Annotated in this window: 23 protein-coding genes and 1 riboswitch; of the genes, 2 read left to right on the top strand and 21 right to left on the bottom strand. The window is 33.7% G+C overall.

The genetic code is table 11. The features are described 5' to 3' along the window. Nucleotides 1-44 precede the first annotated feature (44 nt). Complete coding sequence (locus B2G86_RS10185) at nucleotides 45-722, top strand: HD domain-containing protein (RefSeq protein ID WP_078357995.1); 678 nt, start codon at nucleotides 45-47, stop codon at nucleotides 720-722. 173 nt (nucleotides 723-895) lie between these two features. Here the strand turns inward: B2G86_RS10185 and yidC are convergent, their stop codons facing one another. The 6 genes from yidC to B2G86_RS10215 form a co-directional block, all read right to left on the bottom strand. After that, a complete protein-coding gene (yidC, locus tag B2G86_RS10190; protein WP_078357996.1) occupies nucleotides 896-1,765 on the bottom strand; it encodes a membrane protein insertase YidC in 870 nt (289 codons plus the stop codon). 81 nt (nucleotides 1,766-1,846) lie between these two features. Continuing rightward, nucleotides 1,847-2,488 carry a thiamine phosphate synthase gene (gene thiE / locus B2G86_RS10195; protein WP_078357997.1) on the bottom strand — a complete coding sequence of 214 codons (642 nt, stop codon included), beginning with the start codon at nucleotides 2,486-2,488 and terminating at the stop codon, nucleotides 1,847-1,849. Further along, nucleotides 2,489-3,280 (bottom strand): hydroxyethylthiazole kinase, encoded by a 792-nt coding sequence (thiM, locus tag B2G86_RS10200; protein WP_078357998.1) that lies wholly within the window; start codon nucleotides 3,278-3,280, stop codon nucleotides 2,489-2,491. It abuts the gene before it with no gap. Continuing rightward, nucleotides 3,273-4,085, bottom strand: a complete 813-nt coding sequence (thiD, locus tag B2G86_RS10205) for a bifunctional hydroxymethylpyrimidine kinase/phosphomethylpyrimidine kinase (RefSeq protein WP_078357999.1) — start codon at nucleotides 4,083-4,085, stop codon at nucleotides 3,273-3,275. The genes thiM and thiD overlap by 8 nt, the downstream gene beginning before the upstream one ends. A 112-nt stretch (nucleotides 4,086-4,197) precedes the next feature. Then, nucleotides 4,198-4,295, bottom strand: a riboswitch (TPP riboswitch). A gap of 123 nt (nucleotides 4,296-4,418) precedes the next feature. Next, entirely contained in the window at nucleotides 4,419-5,267 is an 849-nt protein-coding gene (locus B2G86_RS13650) for an aggregation-promoting factor C-terminal-like domain-containing protein (protein WP_078358000.1), read from the bottom strand. Between the two features lie 376 nt (nucleotides 5,268-5,643). Further along, nucleotides 5,644-6,222: a single-stranded DNA-binding protein gene (locus B2G86_RS10215; protein WP_078358001.1), complete on the bottom strand. Its 579-nt coding sequence runs from the start codon at nucleotides 6,220-6,222 to the stop codon at nucleotides 5,644-5,646. A 181-nt stretch (nucleotides 6,223-6,403) separates the two neighbouring features. On the opposite strand from B2G86_RS10215, the gene B2G86_RS10220 reads away from it, so the two are divergent. Next, nucleotides 6,404-6,841 (top strand): YwpF-like family protein, encoded by a 438-nt coding sequence (locus tag B2G86_RS10220; RefSeq protein ID WP_078358002.1) that lies wholly within the window; start codon nucleotides 6,404-6,406, stop codon nucleotides 6,839-6,841. Nucleotides 6,842-6,878: 37 nt separating this feature from the next. Here B2G86_RS10220 and fabZ read toward each other — a convergent pair whose 3' ends face one another. From fabZ to upp, 15 genes are all read right to left on the bottom strand, one after another. Next, a complete protein-coding gene (fabZ, locus tag B2G86_RS10225; RefSeq protein WP_078358003.1) occupies nucleotides 6,879-7,316 on the bottom strand; it encodes a 3-hydroxyacyl-ACP dehydratase FabZ in 438 nt (145 codons plus the stop codon). Then, on the bottom strand, nucleotides 7,316-7,600 hold the full coding sequence (locus tag B2G86_RS10230) for a DNA-directed RNA polymerase subunit beta (RefSeq protein WP_078358004.1): 285 nt from the start codon (nucleotides 7,598-7,600) through the stop codon (nucleotides 7,316-7,318). Before B2G86_RS10230 ends, fabZ begins: the two co-directional genes overlap by 1 nt. A gap of 1 nt (nucleotide 7,601) precedes the next feature. Next, entirely contained in the window at nucleotides 7,602-8,897 is a 1,296-nt protein-coding gene (gene murA, locus B2G86_RS10235; RefSeq protein ID WP_078358005.1) for a UDP-N-acetylglucosamine 1-carboxyvinyltransferase, read from the bottom strand. Nucleotides 8,898-9,047: 150 nt separating this feature from the next. Beyond that, nucleotides 9,048-9,278: a DUF1146 family protein gene (locus tag B2G86_RS10240; RefSeq protein WP_078358006.1), complete on the bottom strand. Its 231-nt coding sequence runs from the start codon at nucleotides 9,276-9,278 to the stop codon at nucleotides 9,048-9,050. A gap of 65 nt (nucleotides 9,279-9,343) precedes the next feature. Then, on the bottom strand, nucleotides 9,344-9,748 hold the full coding sequence (locus B2G86_RS10245; RefSeq protein WP_078358007.1) for a F0F1 ATP synthase subunit epsilon: 405 nt from the start codon (nucleotides 9,746-9,748) through the stop codon (nucleotides 9,344-9,346). A gap of 22 nt (nucleotides 9,749-9,770) precedes the next feature. Then, nucleotides 9,771-11,186: a F0F1 ATP synthase subunit beta gene (atpD, locus tag B2G86_RS10250; RefSeq protein ID WP_078358008.1), complete on the bottom strand. Its 1,416-nt coding sequence runs from the start codon at nucleotides 11,184-11,186 to the stop codon at nucleotides 9,771-9,773. An 18-nt stretch (nucleotides 11,187-11,204) separates the two neighbouring features. Further along, nucleotides 11,205-12,074 (bottom strand): ATP synthase F1 subunit gamma, encoded by an 870-nt coding sequence (atpG, locus tag B2G86_RS10255; RefSeq protein WP_078358009.1) that lies wholly within the window; start codon nucleotides 12,072-12,074, stop codon nucleotides 11,205-11,207. Nucleotides 12,075-12,105: 31 nt separating this feature from the next. Further along, nucleotides 12,106-13,620 (bottom strand): F0F1 ATP synthase subunit alpha, encoded by a 1,515-nt coding sequence (gene atpA / locus B2G86_RS10260; RefSeq protein ID WP_078358010.1) that lies wholly within the window; start codon nucleotides 13,618-13,620, stop codon nucleotides 12,106-12,108. A gap of 18 nt (nucleotides 13,621-13,638) precedes the next feature. After that, a complete protein-coding gene (locus B2G86_RS10265) occupies nucleotides 13,639-14,178 on the bottom strand; it encodes a F0F1 ATP synthase subunit delta (RefSeq protein ID WP_078358011.1) in 540 nt (179 codons plus the stop codon). Next, nucleotides 14,178-14,702: a F0F1 ATP synthase subunit B gene (locus B2G86_RS10270; protein WP_078358012.1), complete on the bottom strand. Its 525-nt coding sequence runs from the start codon at nucleotides 14,700-14,702 to the stop codon at nucleotides 14,178-14,180. The genes B2G86_RS10265 and B2G86_RS10270 overlap by 1 nt, the downstream gene beginning before the upstream one ends. Nucleotides 14,703-14,801: 99 nt before the next feature. Beyond that, complete coding sequence (gene atpE, locus B2G86_RS10275; protein WP_078358013.1) at nucleotides 14,802-15,020, bottom strand: F0F1 ATP synthase subunit C; 219 nt, start codon at nucleotides 15,018-15,020, stop codon at nucleotides 14,802-14,804. A gap of 52 nt (nucleotides 15,021-15,072) precedes the next feature. Then, nucleotides 15,073-15,795, bottom strand: a complete 723-nt coding sequence (gene atpB, locus B2G86_RS10280; protein ID WP_078358014.1) for a F0F1 ATP synthase subunit A — start codon at nucleotides 15,793-15,795, stop codon at nucleotides 15,073-15,075. Between the two features lie 30 nt (nucleotides 15,796-15,825). Then, nucleotides 15,826-16,176 carry an ATP synthase subunit I gene (locus B2G86_RS10285; RefSeq protein WP_078358015.1) on the bottom strand — a complete coding sequence of 117 codons (351 nt, stop codon included), beginning with the start codon at nucleotides 16,174-16,176 and terminating at the stop codon, nucleotides 15,826-15,828. 162 nt (nucleotides 16,177-16,338) lie between these two features. Continuing rightward, nucleotides 16,339-17,475, bottom strand: coding sequence for a non-hydrolyzing UDP-N-acetylglucosamine 2-epimerase (wecB, locus tag B2G86_RS10290; protein ID WP_078358016.1), 1,137 nt, complete (start codon nucleotides 17,473-17,475; stop codon nucleotides 16,339-16,341). A 21-nt stretch (nucleotides 17,476-17,496) separates the two neighbouring features. Beyond that, the gene (gene upp, locus B2G86_RS10295; protein WP_078358017.1) at nucleotides 17,497-18,126 is read right to left on the bottom strand and encodes a uracil phosphoribosyltransferase; all 630 of its coding nucleotides are present in this window, start codon (nucleotides 18,124-18,126) and stop codon (nucleotides 17,497-17,499) included. Nucleotides 18,127-18,146 lie beyond the last annotated feature (20 nt).

Below are 18,146 nucleotides of genomic sequence, written 5' to 3' on the forward strand. Positions count from 1 at the left end.
TCGATTATACATCCGTTTCTATCTGCTTTTTTAAGGAGAAAACGATGAATAAAGAAAAGATTATCTTAAATGCTGAAGCATACGTAAGACAACTACATCAACAAGATACTACTGGGCATGACTTCGAACATATTTTAAGAGTAAGATTTCACGCATTAGATATTGCACACTATGAAAAGGCAGATACCTTTGTTGTAGAGTTAGCTAGCCTATTACATGACTCTGTGGATAAAAAATTATTTAAAGATACTACTACAGCTTGGGAACAATTATACAAATGGATGAATGAAATGCAATTAAGTTCAGACATTCAAGACGAAATTGTTCATATACTTAAATTCATGAGTTTTAATGGTGGTAAAAACAATGGCAAATTAAAAAGTTTAGCTGGTAAAATTGTACAAGATGCAGATAGAATAGATGCTATTGGTGCAATTGGAATAGCGAGAACATTTCAATATGCAGGTCATTTTAAAGAACCAATGCATATCTCAACACAGAAACCTAGAAACTTAAATACTTTAAATTCAAGCCAGTACCATGATGAGCCAAATACGGCAATTAACCATTTCTATGAAAAATTATTATTATTGAAAGATATGATGAATACTGAAAGAGGAAAAGAAATTGCACAAGAACGACATTCGTATATGGAGAGCTTCTTAGAACAATTCTATAAAGAATGGGATGTTACAAAGAACGGAGAAGGACATAAATCCTAACTCAAAAGTATCTTACGATTTTGTTCGTGCATTTGCCAGAGGGTATGGCTCTAGCCTGTAGTCTCTCGCGCATACTATTCCCTCAGGCGTCCGCACTTACAAAATCGTTGTAAATATCCATTCTATACAAAAAAGAGCCTAGGATATTTATGTCCTAAGCTCTTTTTTTAAATTTATTTCTTTTTCTTTTTGTTAGAAACTAGTTTAGCTGGTTTCTTTTCTTTGTTTGCTTCTTGTTGATTTTTTTCATGTGCTTCGATAATAGGTTTCATTTCTTCTTCAACTTTATTGTTGTAGAACACGTTACCTAACCATGTTTGAACTACTAAGAATGCACCACCGACAGCCCAATATAAACCTAATGCTGAAGCTGAAATGTATGACATCCAGATAATCATAATTGGAGAAATGAACATCATCATTCTCATCATGTTTTTCTGTTCATCAGGAACATTGGCATATTTCATTGAAACAAATGCTTGTAGTGCATATATAATACCTGCAATAATTGTAATGAAAAGATCTGGTTGAGTTAAATTAAACCATAAGAAATGAGGATATTCTGTAATCCCGCCTTCTGTAGGGTATTTCAATACATAGAACAGACCCATAACAATTGGCATTTGAATGACAATTGGTAAACAACCCATATTCATTGGATTAATTCCGTGCTTTTTGTATAAAGCCATCATTTCTTGATTGGCTTCCATTTTTTCTTCTTGTGTACGAGCACGTTTAACTTTTTCTTGAATTGCTGTCATTTCAGGTTTTGCAAGTTTCATTTTTTCACGCATTAATTTTTGGTTTTTATACGTCTTCATCATAAATGGGAATAACGCAAAACGAACAATTAATGTAATAACGATAATAGCTAGACCATAGTTGTGATCCAAATTAGCACCAAGCCAATGAATAACGCTATCCATTGGTTTAACGAATGTATTATAAAAGAATCCATCCCTATTCTCAGGTTTAGAATAATCACAGCCAGCTAGCACAACCATTATACCGAATAATAATGGCCACAAAGCTTTTTTCTTCATTTTTCCACCTCTATTGATATACTCACATAAAGGTTATTCTATCATAGAATGATGACAACATAAATCAATATATTAATTTTATTAAAGAATTTTATATTGATTATGAAAACCCTTCACAGTTTGTTCAATATTTTCACTTTTTGCAATTGCTGATATAACACTTACACCATTTGCTCCTGCATCTATTAAAGGTAAGACATCTGCCTCTGTAATACCACCTATTGCAACGATTGGAATTTCATTATCGATTTTTCTAATATTTTTTATAAGGTCATATCCACCTTCTTTACCTGCATCATCTTTAGAAACTGTAGAATGTACTGGACCTGTACCGATATAATCTACTTCAGAAATATCCGATTTCTCATATTCATTGCTATTTGCGACACTTAATCCGATAATTTTCCCTTTAAACTTATCTATAAATTCTGATACATTGCGATCATCTTGACCAACGTGTATTCCGTCAGCGTTTAATTTCAAAGCTAAATCTACATCATCATTAATAATAAAAGGCACTTTATGTTTTTTACAAAGTTCAAATAAATCTTTAGCTAATGTTTCTTTTTCAATTCCCTTTTTACTATTTGTTCCTTTTTCACGAAACTGAAACATTGTGATGCCACCTATTAAAGCTTCTTCAACTACTTTATATAAATCTCTATCTGGTGTATCTTGACTGCCAGCGATAAAATATACTTTTAATTTATTTATATCAAACATTTATTTCACTACTTTCACTTTCTTATTTTCTGCTACTATTTCATCGGTTATGGCATGTAATTGATCTATCAAAGCAATTTGAAATGTCCCTGGCAAATGAGCACCTGGTTGTTGGCTAGCTATTTCGCTTGCAACATTATAAGTAGATAGTGCTTCTTCTAGATGATCAATTTTTATAGTTTTTTCGTTTGATAAAAATGCAGCTACAACACCACCTAATAAACAACCTCCACCAGTAACTTTAGTTAACATTTCACTTCCATTATTCAATGCTATGATTTTATTATCACAAGCTATAACATCCACTTTTCCAGTTAATATAATAGGTAAATTTAATTGTTGATGGGCTTTTTTAGCAATTTTAATAGCATCTAATGAAGCATCACTATCTGTTCCTTTCATCATTGTATCGTCTTCGATGAGTGCTAATATTTCTGAAGCATTACCTCTAATTACGTCAACTACTTCATCATTTAATAAAGTATTACAAAAAGTTTTTCTTAGTTGTGATGCACCAACCGCTACTGGATCTAGAATGACTGGCACACCGTTTTCATACATGATTTCTGCATATTCTTTCATATCATAAGCTTTATCTGTTGTGATTGTACCTATATTAATTAAGAACGCACCTGCAGCTTTTGAAAATTCTTGAGCTTCTTCTGGTTCTTCGCTCATTGCTGGACTAACACCTAGAGATATTAACCCATTCGCTGTAAAGTTCTTTACTACATCGTTTGTATAACACACAATTAGTGGACTGTTTTCTCTTATATTATTTAATTTACTCATAATCTAATCCCTCTATTTTTTGATATGCAAAATGATTTACTGGTCCTCTTCCCTTACCTATTTCTGGCGTATATTGAATTGCTAAAGTTATAAACCTTTTAGCTACTTCGACTGCTTGTTCTATTGAATGACCTTTTGCTAACTCAGAAGTTATAACAGCACTGAAAGTACATCCTGTGCCGTGTGTATGCTGTGTACTGAATCTTTCACTATTCCAACTTCTCATTCCATCTTTCGTAAATAAGTAATCAATCGCATCACCTTCAAGATGGCCACCTTTTATGACAACACCATTAGTCCCAATTTCATTTAAGAAAAAAGCACCAGCTTTCTTAATTTCATCTTCTGTTTGAATTTTATAACCAGTTATATCTTCCGCTTCTGGAATATTTGGCGTAACAACTGTAGCAAGTGGCAATAATATTTCTTTAAGTTTATTTTTCCCTTTGTCATCCATCAAGGCATCACCACTTTTGGCAACCATTACTGGGTCAATAACATAAGGCTTACCTGACTGTGCAATAAATGGTTTAATGACATTCATCATCTCTTGAGAAGCTATCATACCTGTTTTAATTGCATGTGGCTGCTCATCATCGAAGACACTCTTCAACTGACTTTCAATTACTTCTACGGGCAAATGATAAACATCTTGAACGCCTAAAGTATTTTGAGAAACAATACTTGTTGCTACAGCCATACCATAAACCCCTGAAGCTTGAAAAGATTTCAAATCAGCCATTATACCCGCTCCACCCGTTGGATCAGTTCCAGCTATTGTTAATGCTATATTTGGTTTTTTCATAATAAGCCACCTCAAATTTAATTTTCATATTTATAAAATCTATACTATTTGATTATTACTTAATAAAAAAAGACCTCTTTCGTTAAAAAGAAGTCAATTAAGTGTAGTATAATACGCTAATTGACCACTTCCCTACGTTGGCATTATCCAAATCAAGTGTTAAGGGACTGATAAAATCATCTCAGCCAACAGGCGCCCCTAGTAGTCATTCATCTATTCAGTTAATTAAAGATTATCAAATTGAAGAGATACGGTCAAATTAAAAAATCGCCTAGGATATTTCCTAGACGATTGGATTAATATATTAATTCACTTTTAATTAAAGTGTATGGCTTACCACCAGTTATTTTGAGAACGGAATGATAATGCAGCTTCAACAGAACCGTAACGTTGTTTCGCATAATTTAACATACCTTTTGTTTGTTGTTCAACTGAACCTGTTCCCCATGATTCTTTAGTTTGACCAAGACCTCTATATCCAGCTGGGTTAACAGCATTTGGATTACCGCTTGATTCTGGTAATACAATTGTATTCCACATAGCTTCAGTACCACCTGCAGCTAAGAATTGAGCTTTAGTTGATCCACCAGTGCTAGCTGTTGATGTTTGAGTAGTTCTTACTCTTTGAGCTGGCGCTTGGTAACTTTGTTGAGCTGGTGCTTTATATGCTTGTTGAGCTGGCGCTTTGTAAGATTGTACTGGCGCTTGGTAGCTTTGTTGTTGAGCTGGAGCTGCAACTTGTTCTTTAGTTTGTTGAACTGGCGCTTGTTGAGCTACTGGAGCTTGAGCTGGAACAGCTGATTGAGCTGGTGCTTGTAATGATAAAGTTTGTCCAACAATGATTAAGTCTGAAGATAAGTTGTTCCATGCTTTTAATTGAGATACAGTTACATCATATTTAGATGCAATTTTACCTAAAGTATCTCCTGAAACTACAGTATATTCTGTAGTTGATTCTGTAGCTGCTTTAGCTTCGTTAACTTTAATTACTTGATTAGGTAAGATTAAGTTAGATTTTAAACCGTTTTCTGCTTTAATAGCACTTACTGATGTACCATATTGTTGTGAAATACTATGTAAAGTATCACCAGATTTAACTGTATGAGTTGCTGCATCTGCTGTAGCAGTTACCCCTGTAGTAACTGCAATTGCCGCTGTTGAAACTGCTAATAATTTTTTCATGATTGAATGTTTCCTCCCGTAAGGTTTTCACTTTTTATATGATTTTTACTTTCTAAACTATACCATTATTTTTTATGTCATAGGTTACAGGTATATGAAAAAACAACACCTTATATTACAGTTAGATTACACGTATTTCTAAGTGAAATCTAGCGATATTTAAGTATAAAAGCCTTTGTTAAAGCATTTATAAAGATTGAGTAAAATTAATTATCAGACAATTTGTCATCTATATGTAATTTATTAAACAATTAATGTAACATATGTATACTTGCTGCCCTACAGCAAGACAGCAAGTTCTGGAATTTAGAATCAAGAATTATATAAAATAAACAGAAAGGATTTTTAAATTCGAAAGCATAATTGAAGCATATTTCTATGAAGATGGAACTTTTGATTTAGAAGATGTATTTTCATTATTTTCGCTTTCTTCTACTTTTTTAATGACATTTATAACGTTACTATATTGATTGTATAATTCGTCATCTATATTACTGTCACTATATTCTTTTGCAGTATTTTCTGCTCTTAACTTTTCTTTGTTTACTTTAGAAGAAAGATCTTTAGAATAACTTTCAGCACTTTCACTTATTAAGTCACTTATCTCCTCTTTAGACTGTAGAATAACTGACTTACTTGATGCAGGCATGTTTAAAAATTTAATTGTCTCGCATATTATTTCTGTTATATATTGTTTCTTATCTTCTTTAATATATGCTCGAGACTGAATTTGTCCAGTTAAAGCAACAAGTTGCCCTTTCTTAGTATATTCGTGAATATTATAAGCAAGCTTGCCGAAAGCCTTACACACAATGAAATCAACCGCAATAGTACCTTCTTTTGTTTTATAGCCACGTTCAACAGCTAAACAGAAAGTGGATATCATGATATCTCCCTTTTTGAAATACGCAGGATCTTTTGTTAAACGCCCTACTAATACAGATTTATTTAACATATGCTCACCTCCTTATACTTATAATATAATGAGATGGATATTTTTCGTCAAAGCCCATAATTATAAAAATTGAAAACTCTTTTTTCACTTTATTTATAGATTATTGTTATTTCACTTAAAAGTCCTTTATAATAGAAAGCAAAGTTAAACATTCGTAGATTTAACTATAAGGGGGATGTTTATGAAAACATTTAAAGCTGTACGCTTTCAAATTGTAAACGATGAACAAATTACGGAGTTTGAATTATTAGATGGTATTATCATTAATAAAGAAAACAGTGGAACTGGTTGGCTACTAGAAATATTAATATCAGATATCCATTATGATCAAATGAAAGATTATCACGATAATCAAACATTACTTGATACGCGAGTTGTAATTACAAGACCTTCTAATGATCCAGCATTATTTGATGCAACTATTAAATATATCGAACCTCTTGAAGAAAATATTTCAGTTGTATTTGAATGCCATATTTATACTTTAAGACAAGTCTATGCAGAAAGATTGCTAGAGCAACTTATTGACGAAGGGCTATCAGGTGATGAGCTTAAAACATCATTTAACAGATTAATGCAATCTAAGCCAAAATTAAAAGACGAAAAAAGCAATATATAAAAAAAGAAAGAACAGATATCTGTTCTTTCTTTTTTTATTATTGATCTACAATAGCAAAGCTAATTTCACAGCTACACGCAATTTCTCCATCTACTGTAGCTTTAGCAGTACCTTTTCCTATTGGACCTTTAATTTTATTTATTTCTACTTCTAGTCTTAAAGTATCACCAGGTGTAACTTGTTTTTTAAAACGACATTTATCAATGCCTGCAAACATAGCTAATTTACCTTCATTTTCTTCTAAACGTAGCATTGCTACTGCTCCAGTTTGTGCTAGTGCTTCAACAATCAAAACACCTGGCATTACAGCATAATCAGGAAAATGTCCTTGGAAAAATGGTTCATTTCCTGCTACCTGTTTAATACCTACACAACGTTTACCATCTTCTAATTCTACTATTCTATCTAATAATAAAAATGGATAACGATGTGGAATTATTTTTTTAATTTCGTTAAAGTCATATATTGTCTCCATTATGAGCTCCTTCCAGTTAAATCAAAGATGTGTTGCCAAGTTTCAGGATTAAATACCCCAAATGGATTATGAAGTATACCATACCCAATCATAGTTCCAACAATAAATAACAAAATCATTAATACCAATAATATAAGTAATTTAATCCATAGTGGAATGACTCTATGCTCAACTTCCACTCCTTGAATTGTTTCTACCCTATTTTTTTGAAGTTTTTCTTTTAAATTTTTATATGGTGACTTTCTTTTTTTATCGTCAGACCTTGATGATTGTGTTTCAGCCATACTAAACCCTCGCTTTATCGTTTAACTTCCCTTGATCATTAATACGTTCTACGTCCGCACCTAATGCTTTAAGTTTACCATGAAAGTCAACATAACCTCTATCTAAATGTTTAAGTTCTGTAACATTTGTATAACCATCAGATACTAATCCTGCAAGTATTAAAGATGCTCCAGCTCTTAAATCAGTGGCTTTAACTTCAGCACCTTGTAATTTGCTGTTTCCAGTAACCATTGCACTTCTACCATTTATGAATATATCAGCATTCATGCGTTTAAATTCTTCAACATGCATAAATCTATTTTCAAATACAGTTTCAGTTACTTTACTCGTTCCATTAGCAGTTAATAATAATGCCATTATTTGTGACTGCATATCTGTAGGAAAACCTGGATGAGGCATCGTTTTAATATCAATCGCTTTAATTTCTCCTGGAACTTGGATATTTAATCCATCTTCAATGTCTGTAATTTGAACACCAGCTTCTTCTAATTTAGAAACTAAGCTTGTCATATGTTCTCTAATTGCACCAATTACGTTCACATTACCTCTAGTAATTGCACTAGCTATCATAAACGTACCTGCTTCAATTCTATCTGGAATAATTGAATGTTCTGCTCCGTGTAATTGTTGTACTCCAGTGATTCTTATTGTATCAGTGCCTGCACCATGTACTTGTGCACCCATTTCATTTAAATAATTGGCTAAGTCTACAATTTCAGGCTCTCTAGCAACATTTTGAATTTCCGTTTTACCTTCCGCTAATACAGCTGCCATCATAATATTTTGAGTAGCACCAACACTAGGGAAGTCTAAATAGATTTTCGTACCTTTAAGTCCGTTAGGTGTCGTTGCTTCAATAAATCCATTATGAAGCTCAATTTCTGCACCTAATGCTTCGAAGCCTTTTAAATGTTGTTCGATTGGTCTAGATCCAATTGCACAACCACCTGGTAATGCGACTCTAGCATGACCTTCTCTTGCTAATAATGGTCCCATTACTAATATACTGGCTCTCATTTTGCTTACATATTCATATGGTGCTTCAATTTTTAAAGTATTTGATGCATCAACTTTAACAGTATTTTTATCTGCTTCATATTCTACATCTGCATTTAAATGTGTTAAAACAGTATTTATTGTATCAACATCACTTAGCTTAGGTACATTAGTTAATACACTTTGACCAGTGCTTGGTAAAAGTGTAGCTGTTAATATTGGTAGTACTGCGTTTTTTGCCCCTTCGACTACGACTGTGCCATTAAGACTCGCTCCGCCCTTTACGACGATTTTATCCATATATTTATCCTCCAAAAAAACTTTACTATAATTTATTTTACAAACGTATATATATATTAAATACACATTTTCCTTGATTCATAAACATCACCAAAACATTATACTACTTTTTTGTTCTTTTTTCATTTATTTATGTATTTTCTAGTGTTATTAGAATAGTAATTTTAATTGTAGCGAATATTGGAGTATATCTAAAATAAAACGACTTACAGATGTGCCTAATAAAATCGATAAAATAATAATAAATGTTTGAGCTTGCGCAATATGGTTTTTCTTAAAAATAAATTCTAGTCGAATGCCCTGTAGTGCCCAAAATGCAAGACAAACACAGATAACATGTAAAACGAGTCCTATTATACCTAATTGACCATAGTATTCCATAACAAAATATCCCTTCTATAGTATAAAAAGGGCTGAGACATTAATTGTCTCAGCCTCTTAAAATATTATCTAAATTTAGCCACTTCAATTCGATTAATCGCACGATGAAGTGCACGTTCAGCACGTCTAAAGTCAACTTCGTCTCGATTACTATTCAATCGTTCTTCAGCACGTTCTTTAGAATTAATCGCACGGTCTTTATCTATTTCTTCGGCAGTTTCAGCCGATTGAACTAGAACTGTAACTTTATTGGTTCTTACTTCAACAAATCCTTCGGAAACAGCTAAATACTCTGTACCACTTGTTTTGTTTACTTTAACGTATCCAGTTTTTAAAGCTGCAACAGTTGGAATATGTCCAGCCATTACACCCATCTCACCAGTTTCAGTATGTAAAACAACAAGTTCTACTTCTTTTGCTGAGTAAACAGATCCATTAGGAGTGACAACATCTAAGGTAAATGTATTCATTTTCCATTCCTCCTAATTATTATTAGACCTCTACACCCATGTTTTTAGCATTTTCAAGAACTGCTTCAATACCACCGACTAATCGGAAAGCATCTTCTGGGATATGGTCATATTGTCCCTCTAGTATTGCTTTGAAATCTTGTACAGTTTGGCTAACTGGTACATAAGATCCTTTTTGACCAGTAAATTGTTCAGCTACGTGGAAGTTTTGAGATAAGAAGAACTGAATTCGACGTGCACGTTCTACAGTTTTCTTATCGTCATCAGATAACTCATCCATACCAAGGATAGCAATGATATCTTGTAATTCTCTATATTTTTGTAAAGTTTGTTGTACTCGACGCGCAACATCATAATGCTCATCTCCAACAATTTCAGGAGTTAATGCACGTGATGTTGATGCTAATGGGTCAACTGCAGGGTAGATACCCATTTCAGTTAATTTACGTTCTAAGTTCGTTGTTGCATCTAAGTGAGCGAAAGCAGTTGCTGGCGCTGGGTCAGTATAGTCATCGGCTGGTACGAATACCGCTTGGATAGATGTAACTGATCCTTTATTTGTAGATGTAATACGTTCTTGTAATTGTCCCATTTCAGTAGCTAATGTTGGCTGGTAACCAACTGCAGAAGGCATACGACCTAATAGCGCTGACACCTCTGAACCTGCTTGTGTAAAACGGAAGATATTATCGATGAATAACAATACGTCTTGTCCTTGTTCATCACGGAAATATTCTGCCATTGTTAAACCAGAAAGTGCAACTCTTGCACGGGCACCAGGTGGCTCGTTCATTTGACCGAATACCATTGCCGTTTTCTTAATAACGCCTGAATCACTCATTTCATAGTATAAATCGTTACCTTCACGAGTACGTTCACCAACACCCGCGAATACTGAAATACCACCATGTTCTTGAGCGATGTTATTGATTAATTCTTGAATAAGTACTGTTTTACCAACACCGGCACCACCGAATAAACCGATTTTACCACCTTTAATATAAGGTGCTAATAAGTCTACTACTTTAATACCTGTTTCAAGAATTTCTACTTTTGTAGATAAATCTTCAAATTTAGGAGCTAAACGATGAATTGGGTCACGACGCACACTTTCATCAATTTCTTCACCTAAATCAATTTTTTCACCTAATACATTGAAAACGCGACCTAACGTAGCATCACCAACAGGTACCGATATAGCTCTGCCTGTATCAGTAACTTCTTGTCCACGTTTAACACCGTCAGTTGACGCCATTGCTATAGAACGTACAACATCATCACCAAGGTGTAAAGCAACTTCTAATGCTAAATCAAAGCTTTTGCCATCAGGGCGGTCTACTTTAACTGTTAATGCATTATTAAGTTCTGGCAATTCACCATGTGGAAATCGAACGTCAATAACTGGCCCTGTAATTTGCGTTACTCGGCCTAATCCCATGTAAATTCCTCCTAATCATTATTCGAGTGCTGCTGCTCCACCGACAATTTCAGTAATTTGCTGAGTAATTGCAGCTTGTCGAGCTCTGTTATATTGTAATGATAAATCATCTATTAATTCTGAAGCGTTATCTGTTGCATTCTTCATAGCTGTCATTCTAGAGGCATGTTCACTAGCTTTTCCATCTAATAATGCACCATAGATTAAACTAATTGTATATTGCGGTAAGATAACTTTTAATATTGTCTCTTTATCTGGTTCAAATTCATAACCAGCCATCATACTTGAACCTTTTCCAGTATCTTCATCAGATAAAGGAAGGATTCTTTTCGATTTCACTTGTTGTTCAAGAACACTTACAAAATGACTATAGTAAACTGTTAACTCGTCATAATATTCTTCTGTAAATAAATCTACAGCTTTTTCAGTTAATGCTTGAACATTTTTAAATGTTGGTTGGTCTGATAAGCCTACATATTCTTCAACTACGTTATATCCTCTAGCTTTAAAGAAATCTCGACCAACTCGACCTACAACAATAATTGCATATTCATCTTCATTATTGTTGTGTTTTTCTTTTATATCATTTACTACATTTTTTAAAATATTAGCGCTATATGGTCCCGCAAGTCCTTTATCACAAGTAATAACTAAGTAACCAGAACGTTTAACAGCTCTTGTCTTTAGCATTGGATGTGAAACATCTGAACTTTTAGAAGCTATTGCCGTTACTGCATCTTGAATCTTATCCATATAAGGTTGGAATGCATGAGCATTCTCTTCTGCTTTACGCAATTTAGAATTCGACACCATATTCATCGCTTTAGTAATTTGACTCGTTTTTTGCGTAGAAGTGATTCTTCCTTTGATTTCTCTTAGTGAAGCCACAATTTCACCACCTTTTATTTAAAGCTTAATATTACTCTATGTGAGATTTATTAAATACTTTTTTGAATGCATCGATTGCAGAAACAAATTTATCATCTGATGGTAATTGTTTTGTTTCACGAATTTCTTTAAATAGATCGCTTGCGTTAGCATCAATCCAATTTAAGAATTCATCTTCAAATCGTGTAATATCTTCAACTGGAATATCATCTAAGTGACCTTTAGTTAAAGCATATAAAATAACGACTTGACGATCTACAGTCAATGGCTTGTTTTGATCTTGTTTAAGTACTTCAACAGTACGTTTACCACGCTCTAATTTAGATTTAGTAGCTTGGTCTAAATCAGAACCAAATTGAGCAAATGATTCCAACTCACGATAAGATGCTAAATCTAGACGTAATGTACCTGCTACTTTTTTCATAGCTTTGATTTGAGCAGAACCACCAACACGTGATACTGATAAACCAGCATTGATAGCAGGTCTTACACCTGAGAAGAATAAATCAGACTGTAAGAAAATTTGTCCGTCTGTAATTGAAATAACGTTTGTAGGAACATAAGATGAAATATCTCCAGCTTGTGTCTCAACAAATGGTAACGCTGTAATTGAACCACCGCCTAAATCATCATTCAATTTAGCAGCACGTTCTAATAAACGACTGTGTAAGTAGAATACATCACCTGGGTATGCTTCACGACCTGGCGGACGACGAAGTAATAGAGATAACTCACGATAAGCTGCTGCTTGTTTAGTTAAATCATCATATACGATTAATACATGTTTACCATTAAACATGAACTCTTCACCCATACTTACACCAGCATAAGGTGCGATATAAAGTAAAGGTGCTGGTTGTGCTGCTGATGCAGAAACAACTATTGTATAATCTAAAGCACCGTGTCTACGTAATGTTTCAACCGCAGTACGTACAGTAGATTCTTTTTGACCAATAGCAACGTAAATACAAATCATATCTTCGTCTTTTTGGTTAAGAATCGTATCAATTGCAACTGTTGTTTTACCTGTTTGACGGTCTCCAATGATTAACTCACGTTGTCCACGTCCAATTGGTACTAGTGCGTCAATTGCTTTAATACCAGTTTGTAGAGGTTCGTCAACTGATTTACGATCCATTACACCAGTTGCTGGTGATTCAACAGGACGTGTTTTTGACGTATTGATTGGACCTTGTCCATCAAGTGGTTGTCCTAATGGGTCTACAACTCGTCCAATTAATTCTTCCCCTACAGGTACTTCCATAATACGACCAGTACGTTTAACCTCGTCGCCTTCTTTAATACCTTCAGCAGGTCCTAAAATAACGATACCTACATTATTTTCTTCTAAGTTTTGTGCTAAACCTAAAACGCCAGTATGGAATTCTAATAGTTCGCCTGCCATAACGTCGTTTAAGCCATGAGCTAATGCAATACCATCTCCGACTTGGATTACTGTACCAACGTCGGTAACTGACATTTCTGACTCATAGTTTTCTATTTGAGAGCGTAATAAAGCACTGATTTCTTCAGCTTTAATGGCCATCTATGTCACTCCTTAATATTATTTCATTTGTTGAAATGATTTTGTTAATTGATTTAAATCATTCTGAATTGAGCCATCGTAAACTTTTGTACCAATGGATACTCGAATGCCACCAATTAGTGAATCATTAACTTGATTTTCTAATATGAGTTTTTTCAAACCCGTTCTTTTAATAAATGCTTTACCAATTTCATCTAACTCTTCATTTGATAATGGATAGACAGATTCCACTTTCATTAAATCTTGACTATGTACCTGATTGTAAATTTTTCTGTAATCTCCATCAATTTCTGGAATTAAAGATAATTTACTATTATTAGCTAGTAAGAATAATGTATTTAATAATGGTTTGGAAACACCTTTAAATACGTTCTCTACAAATTGTTGTCGTTCATTTTTTGCTAATTTAGGATTATTATCAATTGCTCTTACTTCACTTAATAGACCTTTAACGCTTATTGTTATTTGATCAAGCTCATTTAAAATGTCATCTGTTAAGTTTTGTTCTTCTGCTACATCATATAGTGCTTGGGCATATTTTTGACTTATGTTCGCCATTATTTATCCCCTGCCTCTTTAATGTATTTTTCAACAAGGTCTTTTTGGTCTTGTTCAGAAATTTCTTTATTAATTACTTTAGAAGCAATTAGTACAGAAAGTTCAGAAACTCTGTTGTTTATTTCAGAAATAGCTCTTTGTTTTTCTTGTTGAATTTCTGCTTGAGCTGATTGTACTAAGCCATTTGCTTTAACATTCGCATCATTGATAATTTGCTCTTGTTGTGTTTTTGCTTGATGTTTAGCATCGTCAAGAATCGTTTGTACTTCTTCTTGAGTCTTTCTAAGTAAATCTTTATTTTCTTCTTCTAATTTTTTAGCTTTTACTTTTGCATCGTGAGCATCATCAATATCTTTGTTGATAGAGTTTTCACGCTCATCCATGATTGATTTCAACGGTCCCCAAGCAAACTTTTTTAATAAAGCTAACAGGACGATAAATGTGATTAATGTGAATAATGCTGTTCCCCATTCGACACCACCACTTGCTGCACCTAAAACTAATACGTTTTGATCCACTGCCAATTACACTCCTTTCATTGCAAATAAAGATGTAAAACATCTCATAAATGAATGGCGAAATCCTTTTTAGATAGACTTCGCCTGTTCTAAAAATATGTTAATTTATCGATTCATTACCATGAATGCTACTACTACTGCAATGATAGGAAGGGCTTCAACTAAACCAACACCGATAAACATTATTGTCATTAATGGACCACGTGCTTCTGGTTGACGTGCTACACCTTCTACTGTTCTTGATACGATAAGACCGTTACCAATACCTGCTCCTAATGCTGCTAAACCAATCGCGATTGCTGCTGCTATTACACCTAAACTCATTATAAATTCCTCCTAAGAATTAAAAATATTAATTGTTTTTTTAAATTATATATTAATGATCGTCTGCCACTTTATGGGACATATAAACCATTGATAACATTACGAATATGTACGCTTGAATTGATCCAATGAAAATTGAGAATCCTTGCCATACTATCGCTGGTAAAATTGCACCGAAAAGACCAAGTGCGCCTCCTGCTGCTAATGTTGCTAATAAACCTAGTAATACTTCACCTGCAAATATATTACCGTATAAACGTAGACCAAGCGTTAATGTTGAAGCAAATTCTTCAACAATTTTGAAAGGTACCATAAAAGCAACAGGTTGTACGAACGATTTCAAGTATGCTCCTGTTCCACGCATTTTAACACCATAATAATGTGTCAGTAGAACCATCAATGTCGCTAAAGTTAAAGTAACTGTTGGATCCGCAGTAGGTGATTTCCACCATAATGTATGCCCAACAACAATTGAGAACGGTAACCCTAGCATATTTGATACAAATATGAAGAATATTAACGTAACTGCTAAGAAATGAAATTTTCCTCCGTCTTTCCAAGCCATATTACTTTGGATAATACCTTTAACAAAGTCAAATACCCATTCAATAAAGTTTTGTGCACCACTAGGTCTAACTTTTAGGTTTCTAGTACAAAAAACGGCTATTCCAAAAACGATTACAGCAGAAACTACTAACATTAACATACTCGAAAGATTGAATAATAAATCAAATCCTCCCAAATTGATGGACCACATAGGTGATTCGTGTTCCATATCTTCACCTCTTTTCACAATTTTAATTATTTAATCGAGACTTTTAAGAGACCTAAACATAATTAAGACATATGCAATCATAAGTCCAAATAAAATCCCAATAATATCAACAATTAGTGGATATTTAAGCCAAAAACAGCATGCAACGATTGTCACAAGATATCTGACCCAGTTTCCTGTTGATAATTGTAATGATTCAGCATTTTTTGCTCGATTGAGGTAAACTTCCCATGAAAACAAGTTAACAGCTGATGCTATTGTTCCAATAATGAGTCCTAAAATAAACTCATGTTTCAAGAAGAAATACACTACAACTAGAATAATAATGAAAAAAATAAAATACTGTAAATAAGACTTAAAAAAGCCCTTTATATCAAACATTCAGCTGAAACTCCTTAAATAAGTGGTATATCTTTGAAAACCGTTTCATCACACAATTTTCATGATAATATAGTGGCCCTATAGTGTCAATGCTATGACAAAAATAGAAAATATTTTTTTGTCATTTATTTGTCACAGAATTGACACAAACCACCACTTTTATTATTTTGTTTTAAATGGTTCTGGTGCTTCTGTCAAAATATCAAAATAATATTTAATATTTTCACAAATTCTCTTAGAAGCTTTTCCATCACCATATGGATTTTGAGCAATGCTCATTCTTTCGTATAATGCTTGATCAGTTAACAATGTTTTCGTTTCTTTATAAACATTGTCTTGCTCTATTCCTACAAGTTTTAATGTACCCGCTTCAACGCCTTCAGGTCTCTCAGTTGTGTCTCTTAAAACAAGTACTGGTTTACCTAATGATGGCGCTTCTTCTTGTACACCACCCGAATCTGTAAGGATTAAGTGTGAGTTTGCAGCAAAGTTATGGAAATCTATAACTTCTAAAGGCTCTATCAATTCTATACGCTCATGATCACTCAAAATTTGATTGGCAATATTTCTAACTTTTGGATTTTTGTGCATTGGATAAACTACTACAACATCTTCATGCTCTTCAACGATTTGTCTAACAGCTTTAAAAATGTTCTCCATAGGTTCACCAATGTTCTCACGTCTATGTGCAGTTAATAATACGATACGTTTACCTTCATGACGATTAATGATATCACTTTCGTAATCATCACTTACAGTAGTAGATAACGCATCAATAGCTGTATTACCTGTAACAACAATAGATTCGTCTTTTTTATTTTCCTGAAGTAAATTATGTTTAGACTGATCAGTTGGTGAGAAGTGTAAATCAGCAAGGACCCCCGTCATTTGTCGATTCATTTCTTCTGGGAATGGAGAGTATTTATTCCAAGTTCTTAACCCTGCTTCTACATGGCCAATTGCAACTTCATTATAAAAAGCTGCTAAACTGCCTGCAAAAGTAGTTGTTGTATCTCCATGTACCAATATCATATCTGGTTTCGCTTCTTGAATAACACTTTCAAGTCCACCTAACACTCTAGATGTTACCTCAGATAGTGTTTGACCTTGTTTCATAATGTTTAAATCATAATCTGGAGTAATGTCGAATGTTTCTAGAACTGAATCTAGCATTTCTCTATGTTGAGCAGTTACAACTACAATTGGTTGTAACTCCGGATCATTTTTTAACTCTAAAACTAAAGGTGCCATTTTGATGGCTTCAGGTCGCGTACCAAATATTGTCATAATTTTCTTCATTGTAATAAAATCCTCCTAATATTATTTAGTGCCAAATAATCGATCACCAGCATCACCTAAACCAGGTGTTATATAAGCATGGTCATCTAATTTTTCATCTAATGCAGCAATGTAAATATCTACGTCATCATGCGCTTCTTGTAATGCTTTAACCCCTTCAGGTGCAGCAATTAAGCCCATAAAACGTATTTTATTTGCTCCACGATTCTTTAATGACTGAATCGCTTCGATTGCTGATGCACCAGTAGCAAGCATAGGATCTACTACAATTATTTCTCTTTCTTCTATATCTTGTGGTAATTTCACAAAATATTCTACAGCTTCTAATGTTTCAGGATCACGATATAAACCGACATGTCCAACTCTTGCAGCTGGAACAAGCTTCATTATACCGTCAGTCATGCCTAATCCTGCACGTAAAATAGGAATAAGCGCTAATTTCTTACCAGATAACCTTTGAGCTTTCATCTTAGTTACCGGTGTCTCAATTTCGACTTCTTTCGTTTCGAAATCTCTTGTAACTTCATATGCCATAAGCATACCTACTTCGTCGACAAGCTCTCTAAACTCCTTAGTGCCAGTTTTTTGATCACGAATATAACTCAATTTATGCTGAATTAATGGATGATCAAAAACATGTACTTTACCCATAAGTCTAGCCTCCAATAAAT

It is taken from the genome of Mammaliicoccus fleurettii (assembly GCF_002018435.1).
GTDB lineage: Bacteria > Bacillota > Bacilli > Staphylococcales > Staphylococcaceae > Mammaliicoccus > Mammaliicoccus fleurettii.

Coding starts and splice junctions, on each gene's coding strand:
- B2G86_RS10185 (WP_078357995.1), top strand. CDS start 45: ATGAATAAAGAAAAGATTATCTTAAATGCTGAAGCATACGTAAGACAA.
- yidC (WP_078357996.1), bottom strand. CDS start 1,765: ATGAAGAAAAAAGCTTTGTGGCCATTATTATTCGGTATAATGGTTGTG.
- thiE (WP_078357997.1), bottom strand. CDS start 2,488: ATGTTTGATATAAATAAATTAAAAGTATATTTTATCGCTGGCAGTCAA.
- thiM (WP_078357998.1), bottom strand. CDS start 3,280: ATGAGTAAATTAAATAATATAAGAGAAAACAGTCCACTAATTGTGTGT.
- thiD (WP_078357999.1), bottom strand. CDS start 4,085: ATGAAAAAACCAAATATAGCATTAACAATAGCTGGAACTGATCCAACG.
- B2G86_RS13650 (WP_078358000.1), bottom strand. CDS start 5,267: ATGAAAAAATTATTAGCAGTTTCAACAGCGGCAATTGCAGTTACTACA.
- B2G86_RS10215 (WP_078358001.1), bottom strand. CDS start 6,222: ATGTTAAATAAATCTGTATTAGTAGGGCGTTTAACAAAAGATCCTGCG.
- B2G86_RS10220 (WP_078358002.1), top strand. CDS start 6,404: ATGAAAACATTTAAAGCTGTACGCTTTCAAATTGTAAACGATGAACAA.
- fabZ (WP_078358003.1), bottom strand. CDS start 7,316: ATGGAGACAATATATGACTTTAACGAAATTAAAAAAATAATTCCACAT.
- B2G86_RS10230 (WP_078358004.1), bottom strand. CDS start 7,600: ATGGCTGAAACACAATCATCAAGGTCTGACGATAAAAAAAGAAAGTCA.
- murA (WP_078358005.1), bottom strand. CDS start 8,897: ATGGATAAAATCGTCGTAAAGGGCGGAGCGAGTCTTAATGGCACAGTC.
- B2G86_RS10240 (WP_078358006.1), bottom strand. CDS start 9,278: ATGGAATACTATGGTCAATTAGGTATAATAGGACTCGTTTTACATGTT.
- B2G86_RS10245 (WP_078358007.1), bottom strand. CDS start 9,748: ATGAATACATTTACCTTAGATGTTGTCACTCCTAATGGATCTGTTTAC.
- atpD (WP_078358008.1), bottom strand. CDS start 11,186: ATGGGATTAGGCCGAGTAACGCAAATTACAGGGCCAGTTATTGACGTT.
- atpA (WP_078358010.1), bottom strand. CDS start 13,620: ATGGCCATTAAAGCTGAAGAAATCAGTGCTTTATTACGCTCTCAAATA.
- B2G86_RS10265 (WP_078358011.1), bottom strand. CDS start 14,178: ATGGCGAACATAAGTCAAAAATATGCCCAAGCACTATATGATGTAGCA.
- atpE (WP_078358013.1), bottom strand. CDS start 15,020: ATGAGTTTAGGTGTAATAGCAGCAGCAATCGCGATTGGTTTAGCAGCA.
- atpB (WP_078358014.1), bottom strand. CDS start 15,795: ATGGAACACGAATCACCTATGTGGTCCATCAATTTGGGAGGATTTGAT.
- B2G86_RS10285 (WP_078358015.1), bottom strand. CDS start 16,176: ATGTTTGATATAAAGGGCTTTTTTAAGTCTTATTTACAGTATTTTATT.
- wecB (WP_078358016.1), bottom strand. CDS start 17,475: ATGAAGAAAATTATGACAATATTTGGTACGCGACCTGAAGCCATCAAA.
- upp (WP_078358017.1), bottom strand. CDS start 18,126: ATGGGTAAAGTACATGTTTTTGATCATCCATTAATTCAGCATAAATTG.